At 74.0% G+C, this 16,786-nt stretch carries 16 protein-coding genes and 2 tRNA genes; 11 read left to right on the forward strand and 7 right to left on the reverse strand.

The annotated features are described in order from the left end of the window. Nucleotides 1–44 precede the first annotated feature (44 nt). From KCH_RS18250 to KCH_RS37440, 4 genes are all read left to right on the forward strand, one after another. Nucleotides 45–464 carry a DUF3151 domain-containing protein gene (locus KCH_RS18250; RefSeq protein ID WP_035864309.1) on the forward strand — a complete coding sequence of 140 codons (420 nt, stop codon included), beginning with the start codon at nt 45–47 and terminating at the stop codon, nt 462–464. Between the two features lie 596 nt (nt 465–1,060). Further along, nucleotides 1,061–1,627, forward strand: coding sequence for a DUF3152 domain-containing protein (locus KCH_RS18255; RefSeq protein ID WP_341865384.1), 567 nt, complete (start codon nt 1,061–1,063; stop codon nt 1,625–1,627). 55 nt (nt 1,628–1,682) lie between these two features. After that, the gene (locus KCH_RS18260) at nt 1,683–2,375 is read left to right on the forward strand and encodes an SUKH-4 family immunity protein (protein ID WP_035864311.1); all 693 of its coding nucleotides are present in this window, start codon (nt 1,683–1,685) and stop codon (nt 2,373–2,375) included. Nucleotides 2,376–2,393: 18 nt separating this feature from the next. After that, nucleotides 2,394–3,257, forward strand: a complete 864-nt coding sequence (locus KCH_RS37440) for a nucleic acid/nucleotide deaminase domain-containing protein (RefSeq protein WP_051653191.1) — start codon at nt 2,394–2,396, stop codon at nt 3,255–3,257. Between the two features lie 3 nt (nt 3,258–3,260). Here KCH_RS37440 and KCH_RS18270 read toward each other — a convergent pair whose 3' ends face one another. From KCH_RS18270 to purS, 4 genes are all read right to left on the reverse strand, one after another. Further along, nucleotides 3,261–4,073: a maleylpyruvate isomerase family mycothiol-dependent enzyme gene (locus tag KCH_RS18270; RefSeq protein WP_035864312.1), complete on the reverse strand. Its 813-nt coding sequence runs from the start codon at nt 4,071–4,073 to the stop codon at nt 3,261–3,263. A 74-nt stretch (nt 4,074–4,147) separates the two neighbouring features. Next, on the reverse strand, nt 4,148–6,403 hold the full coding sequence (purL, locus tag KCH_RS18275; RefSeq protein WP_035864316.1) for a phosphoribosylformylglycinamidine synthase subunit PurL: 2,256 nt from the start codon (nt 6,401–6,403) through the stop codon (nt 4,148–4,150). Beyond that, nucleotides 6,403–7,080, reverse strand: coding sequence for a phosphoribosylformylglycinamidine synthase subunit PurQ (gene purQ / locus KCH_RS18280; protein ID WP_035864318.1), 678 nt, complete (start codon nt 7,078–7,080; stop codon nt 6,403–6,405). Before purQ ends, purL begins: the two co-directional genes overlap by 1 nt. Then, nucleotides 7,077–7,331 (reverse strand): phosphoribosylformylglycinamidine synthase subunit PurS, encoded by a 255-nt coding sequence (gene purS / locus KCH_RS18285; protein WP_033250393.1) that lies wholly within the window; start codon nt 7,329–7,331, stop codon nt 7,077–7,079. Before purS ends, purQ begins: the two co-directional genes overlap by 4 nt. Nucleotides 7,332–7,743: 412 nt before the next feature. On the opposite strand from purS, the gene KCH_RS18290 reads away from it, so the two are divergent. The 7 genes from KCH_RS18290 (at nt 7,744) to KCH_RS18320 (ending at nt 12,240) form a co-directional block, all read left to right on the forward strand. Beyond that, on the forward strand, nt 7,744–8,061 hold the full coding sequence (locus tag KCH_RS18290) for a histone-like nucleoid-structuring protein Lsr2 (protein ID WP_035864320.1): 318 nt from the start codon (nt 7,744–7,746) through the stop codon (nt 8,059–8,061). A gap of 154 nt (nt 8,062–8,215) precedes the next feature. Further along, nucleotides 8,216–8,288 (forward strand) — tRNA-Gly (locus tag KCH_RS18295). Between the two features lie 38 nt (nt 8,289–8,326). Next, nucleotides 8,327–8,402: transfer RNA gene (locus tag KCH_RS18300), tRNA-Gly, on the forward strand. Nucleotides 8,403–8,555: 153 nt separating this feature from the next. Continuing rightward, complete coding sequence (locus KCH_RS18305; protein ID WP_035864323.1) at nt 8,556–9,530, forward strand: ABC transporter ATP-binding protein; 975 nt, start codon at nt 8,556–8,558, stop codon at nt 9,528–9,530. Then, complete coding sequence (locus KCH_RS18310) at nt 9,527–10,330, forward strand: ABC transporter permease (protein WP_035864324.1); 804 nt, start codon at nt 9,527–9,529, stop codon at nt 10,328–10,330. Before KCH_RS18305 ends, KCH_RS18310 begins: the two co-directional genes overlap by 4 nt. A gap of 51 nt (nt 10,331–10,381) precedes the next feature. Then, the gene (locus KCH_RS18315; RefSeq protein ID WP_244305362.1) at nt 10,382–11,629 is read left to right on the forward strand and encodes a sensor histidine kinase; all 1,248 of its coding nucleotides are present in this window, start codon (nt 10,382–10,384) and stop codon (nt 11,627–11,629) included. Beyond that, nucleotides 11,626–12,240, forward strand: coding sequence for a response regulator transcription factor (locus KCH_RS18320; protein ID WP_035864327.1), 615 nt, complete (start codon nt 11,626–11,628; stop codon nt 12,238–12,240). Before KCH_RS18315 ends, KCH_RS18320 begins: the two co-directional genes overlap by 4 nt. A 30-nt stretch (nt 12,241–12,270) precedes the next feature. Here KCH_RS18320 and KCH_RS18325 read toward each other — a convergent pair whose 3' ends face one another. The 3 genes from KCH_RS18325 to KCH_RS18335 all read right to left on the reverse strand — a co-directional run bounded on the left by KCH_RS18325 (nt 12,271) and on the right by KCH_RS18335 (nt 16,414). Next, complete coding sequence (locus KCH_RS18325) at nt 12,271–13,170, reverse strand: phosphoribosylaminoimidazolesuccinocarboxamide synthase (RefSeq protein ID WP_035864330.1); 900 nt, start codon at nt 13,168–13,170, stop codon at nt 12,271–12,273. A gap of 60 nt (nt 13,171–13,230) precedes the next feature. Then, nucleotides 13,231–14,775: a N,N-dimethylformamidase beta subunit family domain-containing protein gene (locus tag KCH_RS18330; protein WP_035864332.1), complete on the reverse strand. Its 1,545-nt coding sequence runs from the start codon at nt 14,773–14,775 to the stop codon at nt 13,231–13,233. A 151-nt stretch (nt 14,776–14,926) separates the two neighbouring features. Beyond that, nucleotides 14,927–16,414, reverse strand: a complete 1,488-nt coding sequence (locus tag KCH_RS18335) for a M48 family metalloprotease (RefSeq protein ID WP_051653192.1) — start codon at nt 16,412–16,414, stop codon at nt 14,927–14,929. Nucleotides 16,415–16,786 lie beyond the last annotated feature (372 nt).

Genomic DNA, 16,786 nt, shown 5'->3' on the forward strand with positions numbered 1-16,786 from the left:
GGGGACCGGGGACCGCGGCCGTCCGGGTGGCAGACTGGCACACCATGGAGATGCACAAGAACCTGCTCGACGGACCGGAGCCGACCCTCCTGCCCGAGGAGGAGCAGCCGTACCGGATGCTGGCCGAGGAGTCCGCCTCCCCGACCCAGGTGGCGGCCGAGTACCCGGCGTTCTGCCTGGCCTGGGCGATGCTCGCGGACGACTCCTTCGCGGCCGGCCGCACGGTCGAGTCGTACGCCTACGCCCGCACCGGCTACCACCGCGGCCTGGACGCACTGCGCCGCAGCGGCTGGCGCGGCCACGGCCCGGTGCCGTGGGAGCACCGCGGCAACCGCGGCTTCCTGCGCTGCCTGGCCGCGCTGGCCCGGGCCGCCGGCTCGATCGGCGAGACCGAGGAGGAGTCCCGCTGCTGGCAGTTCCTGAAGGACAGCAGCGCCGAGGCGTACGCCGAACTCAAGCAGTGACCACCGGGCCGCCCGCGCCTCCCCCGGCGCGGGCGGCCACCCGAAGGACCACCGACCTCCCTGCGGGGCACGCCCACGGCCCGGCGCGCCGTCCGCACTCGGCCAGTCCCGGCCGCCTGCTCGGACGAGGAGGGCCCCGGCCCCGCCGGGCACAGTACCGGGGCGTCTTCGCGTCCGGACCCGCCGCTCGCGGAACCATTCGGGGCCATACCGCGTATGTTCACGGTGCAGCACATTCGTGCGAACCGGGCCGCCCGGCGTCGCACGGAACGCCATGTCGCCGTCCCGAGGGAACACCACATGCCCCCAGCCCGCAGGTCCACCGGCAGGTCCGCCCGGCGCCGCGCCAGGCTGCGCCGCCGACGGCTGGCCCTGACGCTGGGCGGCACCGCGGCCGTGGCCGTGCTCGCGGTGGCCGGGCTCACCCGCATCGACCTGGGCGGCGCGCAGCCGCAGGACGCCGGCGCCACCACCCAGGCCCGGATCGTCCCCCCGATCTCCGACTCCCCACCCCCGACACCGGGTCTGACACCCCGGTCGCCCCGCCCGCGAGCAGCGCGCCGCCGCAGACCGCCCCGCCGGCCGCCGCGCAGATCGTGCAGCGCGGCAGCGGCACCTTCACCACCGCCGGCGCCTCCGGCGGCGCGGTCGGCACCGGCGGCACCCTGCGCCGCTACCGGGTCGAGGTGGAGAACGGCATCGGCATCGACCCGAAGGACGCCGCCGCCGCGGTCCAGGCCGTGCTGGCCGACAAGCGCAGCTGGACCGCCGACAAGCGCGACAGCTTCCAGCTGGTCTCCTCCGGCGCCTACGACTTCACCGTCAAGATCGCCTCCCCCGACACCACCGACCGGCTCTGCGGCGCGGGCGGGCTGAACACCCAGGGCGAGGTGAACTGCGACGTCGGCAAGCAGGTGGTGGTCAACTCCAAGCGCTGGCTGACCGGTTCGCCGCAGTTCGACGGCACCCTGGACGACTACCGGGCACTGATCGTCAACCACGAGGTCGGCCACCGCATAGGCCACGGCCACGAGGGCTGCCCGGGCCCCGGCAAGCCCGCGCCCGCGATGATGCAGCAGATCTACGGCCTCAAGGGCTGCACCGCCAACGCCTGGCCGTACGACGCCGACGGCAGCTACCTGAGCGGCCCGTCCGTCCCCTGATTCCCGATGGCAGGCGGTCCCGGACTCCCCTCTTCTCCCGGCTAGGCTGAACGACATGGCCCCCGCAGCACCGCAGTCGCCGCTCCACCGGGTCGGCCGCACCGAGTTGGAGCAGGTCTACGGGCCGGACCGCCTCCTCCGGGTGCCCGCCGCCGACCTGCCCGGCACGGTCACCGACCCCGCCGCCCGCGCCTTCCTCACCGGCACCGGCCTGCCCGACGCCCCCAGCGCCTTCATCGGCCCCGCGAAACCGCCGCTGCCGCCGCTGACCTCGCAGTACCCCGACGCCGCCGCGCTCTGGCCCGACCTGCCGGACGGCGGCGCCGCACTGGTCGTGCTCGGCTCCTGGGGCACGGTGTTCGCCCTGGACGGCGCCACCGGCGAGGTGTACGCCCTGCTGCCCCACCAGCCGGCCACCGTCGACGGCCGGCCCGCGCACCGCGACCTGCACTCCCTGATCCGCTGCCAACTCGCCTTCGGCGCAGCCGAACTGAACCTGCTCGGCGACCTGATGGACCCGGACACCGCCGACTGGTGCCGCGAGCACGTCCCCGGCTTCGCCGAACTGTTCCCCGTCGAGGATCCGGACGAGGACGGGTACCCGGCCGACGACGAGCCGGACTCCGATGCACCGGACCCCGACCAGGTGCTCGCCCACCTCTCCGACAAGCTGCGGCGGATCGAGCCCGAGCTGCTGCGCCACCCGGGCTGGGAGTCGATCCTCCAGCACTTCCGCTACGGCTACTGAACCGACCGACGGAGCACCATGACCACCGAACTCACCCAGCGCCTGCACGACCGCTTCGGCCCGGCCGGCCTGTACCGCCCCGACCCGGCCGCCCTCTCCGGCACCGCGGCCCCCGCCCGGACGGCGGCGCTGCTCGCCGCCGCCGGCCTGCCGCTGCAGGTCGGCCCGTACTTCGCCGCCAACCCCGGGCAGCCGCTCCGGCTCGCCGACTGGGCCCGCACGGCCGGGCTGTCCGCCGACGGCCGGCCCGAGGCCGGCTGGCTGCGGCTGGGCAGCGACCGCGGCGCCGAACTGTGCGTGGACGGAGACGGCCGGGTCCGCGCGGTGTACCTCGCCTTCCGCGGGCCGTCCGTCCCGGTCGACGACTCGCTCGACGCGTTCCTCGACAACCTGTGCACGCTGGACGAGAACCTGCGGGCGCTGGCCGCCGCCGAGCAGCCGGACGAGGTGTTCCGGCTGTTCTCGGCGGCGGAGAGCCGGATGCGCGGCACCGACCTGCGCGCCTTCGAGAGCGACGAGCAGTGGTGGCCCCGGGTGCTGGAGGACGTCCGGCACACCCGGGGCGTGCCGGGCTACGCGGCGTTCAAGATCCGCGGCCGGGACGGCGAGCCGCAGATCCTCACCGCCGACGGCTCGCTCGCCCTGCACCCCGAGGAGGCGCTCCGGGAGCGCCTGTCGGCGGCGGGCCTCGACCCGGACGAGGTGGTCGAGGTCTACACCGAACTGCAGGCCTGCACCATGCCCGGTCACTACTGCGCGCTGTGGATGGCCCGGGCGTTCCCGAACGCCGAGTTCACCCACAGCCACGACTACGGCGACACGGCGGCCGAACGCGACGCGGGCATCCGGGAGTTGGCCGCCGCGCTGGCCGCCGGCGAGTGACCCTCAGCCCAGCACCGGCAGGTAACCGGACAGGTCGCTGCGCTCGCCGCTCGCGGTGAGCGCGGCGTCCACCGCGTCGGCCCAGGCGAGCCGGCCGGTGGCCAGCCGGATCCAGGTCAGCGGGTCGGTCTCGACCACGTTCGGCGGGGTGCCCCGGGTGTGCCGCGGACCCTCCACGGCCTGCACCACCGCGTACGGCGGGATCCGCAACTCGACGGCGCCGCCCGGCACTTGGGCGGCGAAGGCGTCGGCCAGCAGCCGTGCGGCGGAGGCCAGCGCGAACGTGTCGTGCGGGAAGTCGGCGAGGCCCAGCGCGTCGGCCAGGTCGTCGGCGTGCACGACGGTCTCCACCAGCCGGGTGACCAGGAAGTCGGCCAGCAGCATCGGCCCGAAGCGCATCGGGAGCACGGCGCCCGGCCGCTGCCCGGCCTCGCTGTCCAGGGCGCGCCACAACTCGCCGATCTGGCGGTCGAGTTCGCCGGACACCTGGGCGGCGTCCCCGGCGAACTGCTCGGCCACCAGCTCCACCGCGGTGGAGTTGATCGCGGCGGCCGCGGTGCGGGTCTTCGAGGCCCAGTACAGCGGCGTGATCGGGGCCTGCGGCGGCAGCGGGTCGTGCAGGTGCAGCGGCACCCAGCTGGCCACCATGCCGAGGTGGGCGACGAGTTCGCGCACCCGCCAGCCCCCCAGCCGGGTCGGCAGGGCGAGCTGCTCGTCGTCCAGCGAGCGGACGGCGGCGGAGATCGCGTCGAGCTGCCCGGTGAGCGCGGTACGCACCTTCACCGGGTCGTAGGTTCGGGTCTTCGCGGTGGGCATGCCCGCAGCGTACAAAAGCCGGCGGGCGGCCGGTCCGGAAACTCCGAACCGACCGCCCGCCGGGTGAGGCCGCGTCAGGCGAGCAGCGCCTCGATGACGCCGGTGTGGGCGTCGCGCAGCTCGGCCAGGGTGACGGTGAACTGGCCCTGGACCTCCAGCGCGTCGCCGTCGACGACGCCGATGCGGGTGGCGGGCAGGCCGCGGGCGCCGCACATGTCGTTGAACCGGAGCTCCTCGCTGCGCGGGACGGCCACCACGGCGCGACCGGCGGACTCGGAGAACAGGAACACGAACGGGTCGAGGCCCTCGGGGACGACCACGCGGGCGCCGTTGCCGCCCTTGAGGCAGCTCTCCACCAGGGCCTGCGCGAGGCCGCCGTCGGAGAGGTCGTGGGCGGCGTCGATCATGCCGTCGCGGGAGGCGGCGATCAGGATGTCGCCCAGCAGCTTCTCGCGCTGCAGGTCCACCTTGGGCGGCAGGCCGCCGAGGTGGTCGTGCACGACCTGCGACCAGGCGGAGCCGCCCAGCTCGTCGGCGGTGTCGCCGAGCAGGTAGAGCAGCTGGCCCTCTTCGGCGAACGCGACCGGGGTGCGCCGGGTGACGTCGTCGATGACGCCGAGCACCGCGACCACGGGGGTCGGGTGGATGGCGACCTCGCCGGTCTGGTTGTACAGCGAGACGTTGCCGCCGGTGACCGGGGTGCCGAGCACCTGGCAGGCGTCGGCCAGGCCGCGGGTGGCCTCGGCGAACTGCCACATCACGTCCGGGTCCTCGGGGGAGCCGAAGTTGAGGCAGTCGGAGACCGCGAGCGGCTTGGCGCCGCCGGCCGCGACGTTCCGGTAGGCCTCGGCCAGGGCCAGCTGGGCGCCGGTGTACGGGTCCAGCTTGGCGTAGCGGCCGTTGCCGTCGGTGGCGACCGAGACGCCGAGGTTGGTCTCCTCGTCGATCCGGATCATGCCGGAGTCCTCGGGGCTGGCGAGCACCGTGTTGCCCAGCACGTAGCGGTCGTACTGGTCGGTGATCCACGCCTTGGAGGCCTGGTTCGGCGAGCCGGCGACCTTCAGCAGCGCGTCCTTCAGCTCGGCGCCGGTGGCCGGGCGGGCGAGCCGCTCGGCGGTCGGGGCGTCGGCCTGCAGGGCGTCCTGCCAGGACGGGCGGGCGTACGGGCGCTGGTAGGTCGGGCCCTCGTGGGCGACGGTGCGCGGCGGCACGTCGACCACCAGCTCGCCGTGCCAGAAGATCTCCAGGCGCTCGCCGTCGGTCACCTCACCGATGACGGTGGCGATGACGTCCCACTTCTCGCAGATCTCGAGGAAGCGCTCGACCTTGCCGGGCTCGACGATGGCGCACATGCGCTCCTGCGACTCGCTCATGAGGATTTCCTCGGGCGAGAGCGTGTGGTCGCGCAGCGGGACGGTGTCCAGCTCGATCTTCATGCCGCCGGTGCCGGCCGAGGCCAGCTCCGAGGTGGCGCAGGACAGGCCGGCGCCGCCGAGGTCCTGGATGCCCGCGACGAGGTCTTCCTTGAAGATCTCCAGGGTGCACTCGATGAGGAGCTTCTCCTGGAACGGGTCGCCGACCTGGACGGCGGGGCGCTTGGCCGGGCCGGTCGCGTCGAAGGTCTCCGAGGCGAGCACGGAGACGCCGCCGATGCCGTCGCCGCCGGTGCGGGCGCCGTACAGGATGACCTTGTTGCCGGGGCCGGAGGCCTTCGCGAGGTGGATGTCCTCGTGCTTCATCACGCCGACGCACAGCGCGTTGACCAGCGGGTTGCCCTGGTAGCAGGAGTCGAAGACGACCTCGCCGCCGATGTTCGGCAGGCCCAGGCAGTTGCCGTAGCCGCCGATGCCCGCGACGATCCCGGGCAGCACGCGCCGGGTGTCGGGGTGGTCGGCCGCACCGAAGCGCAGCGGGTCCATCACGGCGACCGGGCGGGCGCCCATCGCCAGGATGTCGCGCACGATGCCGCCGATGCCGGTGGCCGCGCCCTGGTAGGGCTCGATGTACGACGGGTGGTTGTGCGACTCGACCTTGAAGGTGACCGCGTAGCCCTGGCCGACGTCGACCACACCGGCGTTCTCGCCGATGCCGACGAGCATCGCGTCGTTCTTCGGGGCCTTCTCGCCGAACTGCTTGAGGTGGATCTTGGAGCTCTTGTACGAGCAGTGCTCCGACCACATCACCGAGTACATGGCGAGCTCGGCGCCGGTCGGGCGGCGGCCGAGGATCTCCCGGATCCGGGCGTACTCGTCCTCCTTGAGGCCGAGTTCGGCCCAGGGCTGGGCGGCGTCCGGGGTCTGCTCGGCGTTCTTGACGGTGTCGAGGCTCATCAGGCGTTCACCAGCTGCTTCAGGACGGAAGTGAAGAAGCCCAGGCCCTCGGTGGTCGGACCGGTGAGCGGCTCCACGGCGTGCTCCGGGTGCGGCATCAGGCCGACGACATTGCCGGCGGCGTTGGTGATGCCGGCGATGTCGCGGTACGAACCGTTCGGGTTCACATCGAGGTAGCGGGCCACGATGCGGCCCTCGCCCTCGAGTTCGTCCAGGACGTGCTCGTCGGCCACGAACCGGCCTTCGCCGTTCTTCAGCGGAACGACGATTTCCTGGCCGGCCGAGTAATCCCGGGTCCAGGCGGTGTCGGCGTTCTCGATGCGGAGCTTCTGGTCGCGGCAGATGAAGTGCAGCGAGTCGTTCCGGGTGAGCGCGCCGGGCAGCAGGTGCGATTCGCACAGCACCTGGAAGCCGTTGCAGATACCGAGGACCGGCATTCCGAGCTTCGCCTGCTCGATGATGGTGTCCATCACCGGCGAGAAGCGGGAGATGGCACCGCAGCGCAGATAGTCGCCGTAAGAGAATCCGCCCGGCAGGACGACGGCGTCGACCTGGTGGAGATCCTTGTCACGGTGCCAGAGGGCGACCGGCTCGGCGCCGGCCAGGCGGACCGCGCGCTGGGCGTCGCGGTCGTCGAGGGAACCGGGGAAAGTGACGACGCCGACTCGGGTGGTCACTTCCCCTCCTCCTCGACGCGGACGGTGAAGTCCTCGATCACGGTGTTGGCGAGGAAGGTCTCGGCGGCCTCGCGGATGCGGGCGAGCGCGGCGTCGTCGACCGGCCCCTCCAGCTCCAGCTCGAAACGCTTGCCCTGGCGGACGTCGGCGATCCCGGCGAATCCGAGACGTGGCAGTGCACGCTGCACCGCCTGTCCCTGCGGGTCGAGGATCTCCGGCTTGAGCATGACGTCGACTACGACGCGTGCCACTGGCACTCCCGGTGGTGATTGCGTGAAGGCGGGGGACCTTCAGCCTACCTGTGCCGGAAGGCCTTCTTGCGGCCCACCTGCGGCAACGCGCGTAGACCCATGCCCCTTACGCAACAAGGGTTCCGGGCCCCCGCGGCCGGGCCCCCGGCATCCGATTTCGTCGGTTTAATCCCGTCTGTAACGAGGCGGTATCGGCATCGGAGGGAACCCCGTGAATATCCGGAAAAAAGGAATCCCGAACTCTTCGATTTCGACTGCTTCCGGGTGCAGAATAGGGCGACCGGCAGCCGAACGCGCCGCATCTCGGCGTGGGCTCTCCCTGCCCGCCGACGGATGCCGTGATCCCGGCCCAGCGGACCGACGGGGCATCCGAGACCCCTGCCGGCCGAATTGCCCGAGAGGATTGACACCCATGGCTCAGCGTGTAGTCGTCACGCTCTCCGACGACCTGGACGGCGGCGCCGCCGCGGAAACCGTCCACTTCGGCGTGGACGGGAAGTCGTACGAGATCGACCTGTCCGCCGACAACGCGGAAAAGCTTCGGGAGGCCCTCGCGCCGTTCGTCGCCGCCGGCCGCCGGCAGAGCCGCAGCGGAAAGTCCTTCCGCCGCACCGCACTCACCCCCGACCCGGCCGCGGTGCGCGCCTGGGCGCAGTCGAACGGCATGGAGCTGCCCGCCCGCGGCCGCATCCCCAAGCACGTCTACGAGGCGTTCTCCGAGAGCAACTGACGCTCCCCGGCGGCCCGTTGCGGGCCGCCCACCCTTCCCCGGCCACGCCGCCGGGGAAGGGTGGGGCGAGCAGGCCGATTGATGTTGTAGAGTATTTCTCGTCGCCGCAACCGGGGGAACAACCCGAGCGGGGCGGCCGGTGCGCAAGCACCGTGCGGACGTGGCTCAGTTGGTAGAGCATCACCTTGCCAAGGTGAGGGTCGCGAGTTCGAATCTCGTCGTCCGCTCGCAGCTAGCGTTAACAGCTGTCACAACTCAATATCATGCGGACGTGGCTCAGTTGGTAGAGCATCACCTTGCCAAGGTGAGGGTCGCGAGTTCGAATCTCGTCGTCCGCTCCAGTTCCGAAGGCCCCCTCGACCGAGGGGGCCTTCGGCGTTTCCGGCCCCGCCCGGCCGCCGATGACATTTGTCACCGCCGACCCGTGGAACTCCACCGGCGCCCGATGACGGCCCGCACTACTGGACGGCCCGGCCCGGCGGAAGGCTGGAGCCATGACCGACACCAGCCGTTCCCACCCCGCCGTCGAGGCCCGCGGCCTGCACCGCCGCTACGGACCGTCCGGCCCGTCCGGCTTCGAGGCCGTGCGCGGCCTGGACCTGACCGTCGCCCGCGGCGAGCTGTTCGCGCTGCTGGGCACCAACGGCGCCGGCAAGACCTCCACCCTGGAGGTGCTGGAGGGCCTGGCCGCGCCCACCGCCGGCGAGGTCCGGGTGCTCGGTCTGGACCCGGCCCGCGACCGGGCCGCGCTCCGGCCGCGGATCGGCATCATGCTCCAGGAGGGCGGCTTCCCCGGCGAACTGACCCTCGCCGAGACCGGCCGCTGCTGGGCCGGCCTGACCAGCGACGCCCGCACCGTCGACGAGGCCCTCGACCTGGTCGGCCTGCTGCCCAAGCGCACCGTCCGGGTCAAGCAGCTCTCCGGCGGCGAGCGCCGCCGCCTCGACCTGGCGATGGCCCTGCTCGGCCGCCCCGAGGTGCTGTTCCTCGACGAGCCGTCCACCGGCCTGGACCCGGAGGCCCGTGCCTCGGTGTGGCGGCTGATCCGCGACCTGCGCGCGGCCGGCACCACCGTGCTGCTCACCACGCACTACCTGGAGGAGGCCGAGGAGCTCGCCGACCGGCTCGCCATCATGCACGGCGGCCGGGTGGTGGCCGGCGGCACCGTCGACGAGGTGCTCGCCGACCACCCCGCCCGGATCAGCTTCGAACTGCCCGAGCGCACCGGCCCGCACGCCGCGCTCGACCTGCCCGCGCTGCCCGGCGCCGACCCGCGGATCGACGGCCGCCGGATCACCCTGCGCACCTCCGACCTGCAGGGCACCCTCACCGAACTGCTCGGCTGGGCCGCCCGCCACCGGGTCGCGCTGGGCCGGCTGGACGCCCGCAGCGCCTCCCTCGAAGAGGCCTTCCTCGCCATCGCCGCGTCCGACGCGGCCACCCTGCCGCAGATCGGACGTGCCGCATGACCGCCGCGACCACCCCCGCCGGGCGCCTGCTCGCCCTCGGCCGCGCCGAGGCCACCCTGCTGCGCCGCAACCGCACCGCGATGTTCATGGCGCTGGCCCTGCCGCTGGTGCTGGTCGGCGCCCTCAGCTCGATCCTCGACCAGGCCGCCGAACGCACCCCGGGCCTGGACGTGGACGCCAACCTGATCGCCGGCTCGATGGGCGTGGTGCTGCTGATCGTCGTCTACTGCAACCTGACCACCGCCTACACCGCCCGGCGCAGCGAACTGGTGCTGAAGCGGCTGCGCACCGGCGAGGCCACCGACACCGAGATCCTGATCGGCACCGCCGCCCCGTCGATCGCGCTGGCCCTCGTCCAGTGCCTGCTGCTGGGCGTCGGCGGCGCGCTGCTGCTCGACCTGCCGGTGCCGGTCAACCCGCTGCTGATGCTGCTGGGCGTGGTCCTGACGACGGCTCTGCTGGCCGCGCTGGCCGCCGTGTCCAGCGCCGTCACCAAGACCGTGGAGAGCGCCGGCATCACCACCCTGCCGCTGCTGCTCGTCGCCCAGCTCGGCTCCGGCCTGATGGTCCCGCTGGAGTCGCTGCCGGACTCGGTGGCGGACGTCTGCCGGCTGCTGCCGACCACCCCGGCGCTGCAGCTGCTGCGGATCGGCTGGTTCGGCACCGACGGCTCCGCCCCGTCCGAGGGCTTCGCCGGGACGTGGGGCCAGGGCGCGGTGCCGCTGCTGCTGGCCGCGGTGTGGACGGCCGTCGCGGTCTGGGCCGCCCGCCGTTGGTTCCGCTGGGAGCCGCGCCGATAGATTCGGCGACGTCGTCGAGAAGCTCGGGAAAGAGGGAACCACGCCGTGCGGGTGAGCAGGCCACGACCGATCCGCCGCTGGCAGGCGATGTCCAAACCGCAGCGCATCGAGCTGTACGTGCGGTGGTCGCTGTACATCGTGGCGGTGGCCCAGCCGCTGCTGGCGCTCGGCTCGGTGGCCGCCGCCGCCCAGCAGGACGAACTGCCGGCCGGCTTCCGGCTGGTGGTGCTCGGCATGCTGGTGGCGGGCGCGCTGAACATCGTGCTGTTCCGCACCGGCCTGGCCGCGTACCTCGGCCGCCGCCCGCACCCGTACGGCTGGGCGGCGCTGTCGGCGGCGCTGTCGGTGGGCCTGACGCTGGCCGCGGTGCTGATGGGCCCCCCGAACGCGCCGGACGCCCCGGCCGCCGCGGCCGCCCCCGGCGTCATGGCCACCATGTCGGCGACCTGCTGGATCACCGCCGCGGCGATCGCCCTGCCGACCCGGTACGCGCTGTCCGGCGGGGTCGCGCTGGTGGCCGCGCTGACGGTGCTGCCGACCCTGGCGGGCTCCCCGGCGGCGGCGGTGGTCGGCATCGCCGTCGGCAGCGTGGTCGGCTCGGCGATGGCCGCGGCCGCCGCCCGCTGCTCGGCCTGGATGGCGAAGGTCGTCTGGGAACTGGACCGGGCCCGGGAGGCGCAGGCCCGGCTCGCGGTCGCCGAGGAGCGGCTGCGGTTCTCCCGCGACCTGCACGACGTGCTCGGCCGCAACCTCGCCACCATCGCGCTGAAGAGCGAGCTGGCGGTGCAGCTGGCGCGCCGTCAGCGCCCGGAGGCGGTCGACCAGATGACCGAGGTCCAGCGGATCGCGCAGGACTCGCAGCGCGAGGTCCGCGAGGTGGTGCGCGGCTACCGCACCGTCGAGCTGCACACCGAACTGATCGGCGCGGCCTCGGTGCTGCGCGCCGCGAACGTCGACTGCCGGACCGAGCTGTCCGGCGCCGACGCGCTGCCCGCCGAGGCGCAGTCGGTGCTCGGCTGGGTGGTGCGGGAGGCCGCGACCAACGTGCTGCGGCACTCCGAGGCCGCCAACTGCACGTTCCGGCTGCGGGTGTCCGGCGGCGCCGCGGTGCTGGAGGTGGAGAACGACGGGGTGCCCGCCGTCCCGCCGGCCCGCACCGAGGGCGCGGGCAGCGGCCTGCGCGGCCTGCGCGAGCGACTCGCCGCCCACGGCGGCACCCTGACGGCGGCCGGTCCCGGCCCCGGGCGGTTCCGGGTGACCGCCGAACTACCGATGGCAGCAAGGGAGTCAGTGGCGTGACGGACCGGGTGCGGGTACTGCTCGCCGACGACGAGCATCTGATCCGGGGGGCGCTGGCCGCGCTGCTCGCCCTGGAGGACGACCTGACGGTGGTCGCCGAGGCGGCGTCCGGCCCGGAGGCGCTGGCGATGGCCGCCGCGCACCGCCCGGACGTGGCGGTGCTGGACCTGCAGATGCCGGGCCTGGACGGCCTGGAGGTGGCCGCCGAACTGCGGCACCGGCTGCCGGACTGCCGGGTGATGATCGTGACCGGCCACGGCCGGCCCGGCTACCTGAAGCGGGCCCTGGAGGTCGGGGTGCGCGGCTTCCTGCCGAAGACGGTGTCGGCCTCCGACCTGGCCGGGATCATCCGCACCGTCCGGGCCGGCGGCCGCTACGTGGACCCGGAGCTCGCCGCAGAGGCGATCAGCGCCGGCGACTCCCCGCTGACCCCGCGCGAGACGGACGTGCTGGAACTCGCCGCGGACGGCTCCTCGATCGCGGAGATAGCCGACCGGGCCTCGCTGTCCCAGGGCACCGTGCGCAACTACCTGTCCTCGGCGGCGGGCAAGCTCGGCGCGGAGAACCGCCACGCGGCGGTGCGGATCGCCCGCGAGCACGGCTGGCTGTGACGGCCCGTCACAGCCGGCCGCGGCGCGGCGTCACTTCCAGGCGAGACCGGTGAGCTTCTCGTACGCGTCGATGTAGCGCTGCCGGGTGTGCTCGACGATCTCGGCGGGCAGCGGCGGCGGCGGGTTCTCGCTCTTGCGGTCCCAGCCGGAGGCGGGCGAGGTCAGCCAGTCGCGGATGATCTGCTTGTCGAAGGACGGCTGGTCGCGGCCGGGCTGCCACTCGTCGGCCGGCCAGTAGCGGGACGAGTCGGGGGTCAGCACCTCGTCGCCGATGACCAGTTCGCCGTCCAGCAGGCCGAACTCGAACTTGGTGTCGGCGAGGATCAGGCCGCGCTCGCGGGCGATCTCGCGGGCCCGGGTGTACACGGCGAGGGTGGTCTGGCGCAGCGTCGCGGCGAGCTCGGCGCCGATCCGGCGGGCGGTCTCCTCGTAGGGGACGTTCTCGTCGTGCTCGCCGACCTCGGCCTTCAGCGCCGGGGTGTAGATCGGCGCGGGCAGCTCGGAGCCGTTGTCCAGGCCCTCCGGCAGCGCGATGCCGCACACCGTGCGGGCCGCCCGGTACTCCTCCAGGCCGGAGCCGGCCAGGTAGCCGCGGGCCACGCACTCCACCGGCGCCATCTCCAGGCTGCGGCAGATCAGGGTGCGGCCGGCCCAGTCGGCGGGGGCGCCCTCGGGCAGCTCGGTGGAGATCACGTGGTTGGGCACCAGGTCCGCGATCCGCTCGAACCACCACAGCGACAGCTGGGTGAGGATCCGGCCCTTGTCGGGGATCTCGTTGGGCAGCACCCAGTCGTAGGCGGAGGTCCGGTCGCTGGCCACCATCACCAGGTTGCCGTTGCCGTCCCGGTACAGGTCGCGCACCTTGCCGGTGTGCAGGTGGACCAGGCCGGGCACCTGGACCGGCTCGGGCTTGGTGACGAATCCGCTCACGGTCGTAACGTCCTCACAGCTGGGGGGCTCTGCTGCGGGGAGTCTTTCACGAGCCGCCGGTCAGGGGCCGGTGCGCCCCTCCTTGCACAGCTGGTCGAGCAGGTTGGCGGTGGCCCGCTGGATCCGCTCGTCGGTGTGCCCGGGCCGGTCCAGCGCGGGCGACCAGGCGAACGTCCCGGCCGCGAACACGTACGCGCCGCTGGGCGCCCGGTACAGCGAGGTCTCCTGGTGGGTGAGCCGGCCCAGGGCGTCCCGGTACGGCGAGTGCGCCAGCAGGGTGCGCTCGGTGTGGACCGGCAGCGCAACCTTCGGGTAGTAGCGGTCGGCCTCGCCGGCCACCAGGCCGGGCAGTTCCTCGCCCTCGGCGAGGCCCGTCCCCTGCCACAGCCAGTGCGCGGTGTTCCGGGCCACCAGCGGCACCGGCGCGGGCACGCTGCCCGCGTACTGGATGCCCAGCAGGTGCTGCTCCGGCTCCCCCGCGTCCCGCCACAGCGCGCTGGCCGCGCCCGGCACCCCGGCGGCCGGGTGGTCGGCGGCGACCTTCTGCCGCTTGCGGCAGTTCAGCATCCGGGACGGCTCGCCGTTCGCCCCGGCGGTCAGCTCGACCCGCCAGTACAGCGAGTTCGCGGACAGGAACACCAGCGAGGTGCCGCCGTCCCGGGCCCGCTCCACGGCCCGCCGCATCGGCTCCGACCAGTACTCGTCGTGCCCGGGGAACACCAGCGCCTTGTACTTCGCCGAGTCGACCAGCCCGGCGTGCAGGTCGGTCGCGGTGGCGTAGCCCAGGTCGTAGCCGTACCGCTCGGCCCACCGGATGAAGTCGTACGCGTGCCCGACGTGCAGCGGCAGCCCGGCCCCGGCGTGCGGCCGGTCGAAGGAGACGGTGACCGCCGCCTCCTCCTCGCCGACCAGCCGCCCCGCCGCGTCCCACGCGTGGTACAGGCTGGCCCCGACGTGCCCGTCCTCCGGGAACAGGTTGTACGCCTGCCAGGTCACGTCCGGCAGCACCAGCAGCAGGTCCGCCGGGTCGAAGCCCCGGACGGTGAACGGGATGTGGCTGCGGTGGCCGCCGTCGGCGGTGGTCAGCACCGCCACGTACGCGCCGGGCCGCCAGTCGTTCGGGATCTGCAGCCGCCAGGACTGCCACCAGTGGTGGCAGGAGACGGTCCGGTCGGCGACCATCGGGGCGGCCTGGGCGAGCCCGGCGATCAGCGGACTGGAGGAGACCTGGCGGGCGCCGTCGCCGCCGTCGTGGCCGATCCGGTACACGTCGACCTGGAACTCCTGCGGCGGGTGGACGGTCACCCGGAAGTCCACCGACCCGCCGGGCCGCACGACGCCGCCCGAGGCGAACCCCTTGATCTGCCGGCGCACGTCGTCGGCGTTGCTCGGCCCGCTCACCTCGGGCCGCGGCGGCCGTGCCGCCCCTTCCAGCGGCTGCTGCCCGGGCGCGTCCACGCTGACGTACCAGGGCACCGCGCCCTCGCCGTCCGCCAGGTAGTGGTCCGGGCTGCGCAGCCACGGCAGCGGGCCCTGGCCGAACGGGTCCGCTGCCCCGTGCGCCAGCGTGCCGGACTCCCACCGGCGGTTGGATTCCGTCCCCACACGCCCTCCCCACCCGAGCCCATCCGCCGAGCCTGGCATTTGCCATGCGGATGTGCGTGCAAGCCAGCACACCACAGTCTGCTGGCGCAGTGTGACCCCACCGTAGCAATTGGTACCGGAGAAACCGGGTTTCCCGGGATCTTTCGGAAATTCAGCCGGAAAGCCGCACCGGGCGTTCCAGCCGCGCGCCCGCCCGTTCCAGCCAGGCCCGCAGCGGGCCGTCCTGCCCGGCCTCGGCGGCCGCCGCCACCGCCGGGGCCAGCTCCGCGCGGGGCGCCGCGCGGGACAGCAGGACCGGGCCGTCCAGCCAGTCCAGGCCGGGGCTCGCGGTGCCCGCGTCCACCGCGGCGCAGCAGACGGTGGCCGTGAGGTGCTCGACCAGCAGGTCGCGTCCGCCGCGCACTGGGGGCAGAGGGGGCGCGACCTCGGCGGCGCGCGCCACCCTCCCCGCCAGGGCGGCCGCCAGGGCCTCCGCCTCCCCCGCCGCCAGCCTGGCCAGCAGCTTGTCCAGCGCCGGGCCGGTGTGCGGGCGGTCGTCGCCGAGGGCGGCCTGCAGGGCGGCGGCGCTCTCCCGCCAGCCCCGGTCGACCACCTGCTCCGGGTAGTCCTCCCAGTCCAGCTGCTGCCAGCCGCCGGCCGGCTCCTCGTGCAGCAGCTCGGCGGCCAGCAGCGACACCCGGGTGTCGATCAGGCCGGGCTCCTCCAGCAGGTCGCAGGCGGGACGGTCGCCCAGCCGGTTCTCGTAGCCGTCGGCCAGCCGGTCGCGGCGGGAGAGCTCGGTGAGCGCGGCGACCACGCCCGCGTTCAGGTGCGAGGGGTGCCGGCCGAGCCGCCAGGCGGGCAGCGCGACCCGGGTGAGCAGCCGGTCCCAGCCGGCGTAGGCCAGGCCGACCTGCTGCTGGGCGGCGATCCGCAGCCCGTAGTCGACGGCCTTGGCCTGCTCGGAGGCCCACGCGGCGACGGCGTGCTCCAGCTCCGCCGAGTGCTCCCGGCAGCCGCCGAGCAGCCGCCGGTTGACCCGGTCGACCAGCGCGGCGGGGCCGCGGTGCCGGTCGCCGAGCGCCGCGTCCAGGGTGCGGATCCAGCGGCGGGCGGCGGCGATCTCCGGATCGGCCGCGGCCGCGGTGCCGGCCACCACGGGGGCCAGCAGGGCGCGCAGTTCACCGGCGCGCATCCACCACAGGAACGGGGAGCCGATCACCAGCACCGGCGCGCCGGGCTCGGCGCGCCCGCGGCGGTGCGGCTCCTCCAGCCAGCTGTCGCAGTCCGGCGTGAGCGCGATCGCGGCGGGCGCCGGGACCTCCAGCCGGTCGGCGAGCTCCTCGATCAGGCGGTACAGCTCCGGCGCGTCCGCCCTGGTCAGCGGCACGGCGGGGGTGACGGGCGGGACGGCCCGGCGGTGCGAGCGGGCCACCAGCGCGGCCAGCAGCAGCGTCAGCGCGGCGACCGCGCCGACCGCCCAGCGGATGCCGTCCCAGAGCGGGGCGTCCGGTGACCCGGCGGCGCCTATCCGTCCGGTGAACCGCCCGACCAGCAGCACCGCCGCACAGGCGGCGGGCAGCGCGGCGGCGGCCACGGCCCGCCCGCGAAGACGCAGGACGGCCCGGGCTCGTGCGCGTGCGGTGTCCACTGCAGCCATCGCCGCGGCACCCCCTTCGCAGCCGACTCGACTCGATCAATTCCGGTACGGGAAGCGGCGGGTGCCGAACCCGGTGGTGCGACTCGCGTGGCGCTTTCCTGCCAGTCTCGACGCCCCGGTACGGGCGGGTGTTCCGGAACCCCGGGGATTCCACCCGTCCTGGTGACACCGCGGCGGGCGCGCCTCCGCAGCCAGCATCCCCCGGGCGCGTCGGTGGCGACGAGCCGCGCCCGCGCCGGCGCCCCCGCCCCTGCACGATGCAGCGCACCCTACGGCGCGGGCTCGCGCCCCGTCAGCAGGATGACCAACAGATCACCCGAAGGACTGGTTTTCCGACCTACCGCCCCCGCAGCCGCGACCTCGGGAAACGCC

It is taken from the genome of Kitasatospora cheerisanensis KCTC 2395 (genome assembly GCF_000696185.1).
Taxonomy (GTDB): Bacteria; Actinomycetota; Actinomycetes; order Streptomycetales; family Streptomycetaceae; genus Kitasatospora; species Kitasatospora cheerisanensis.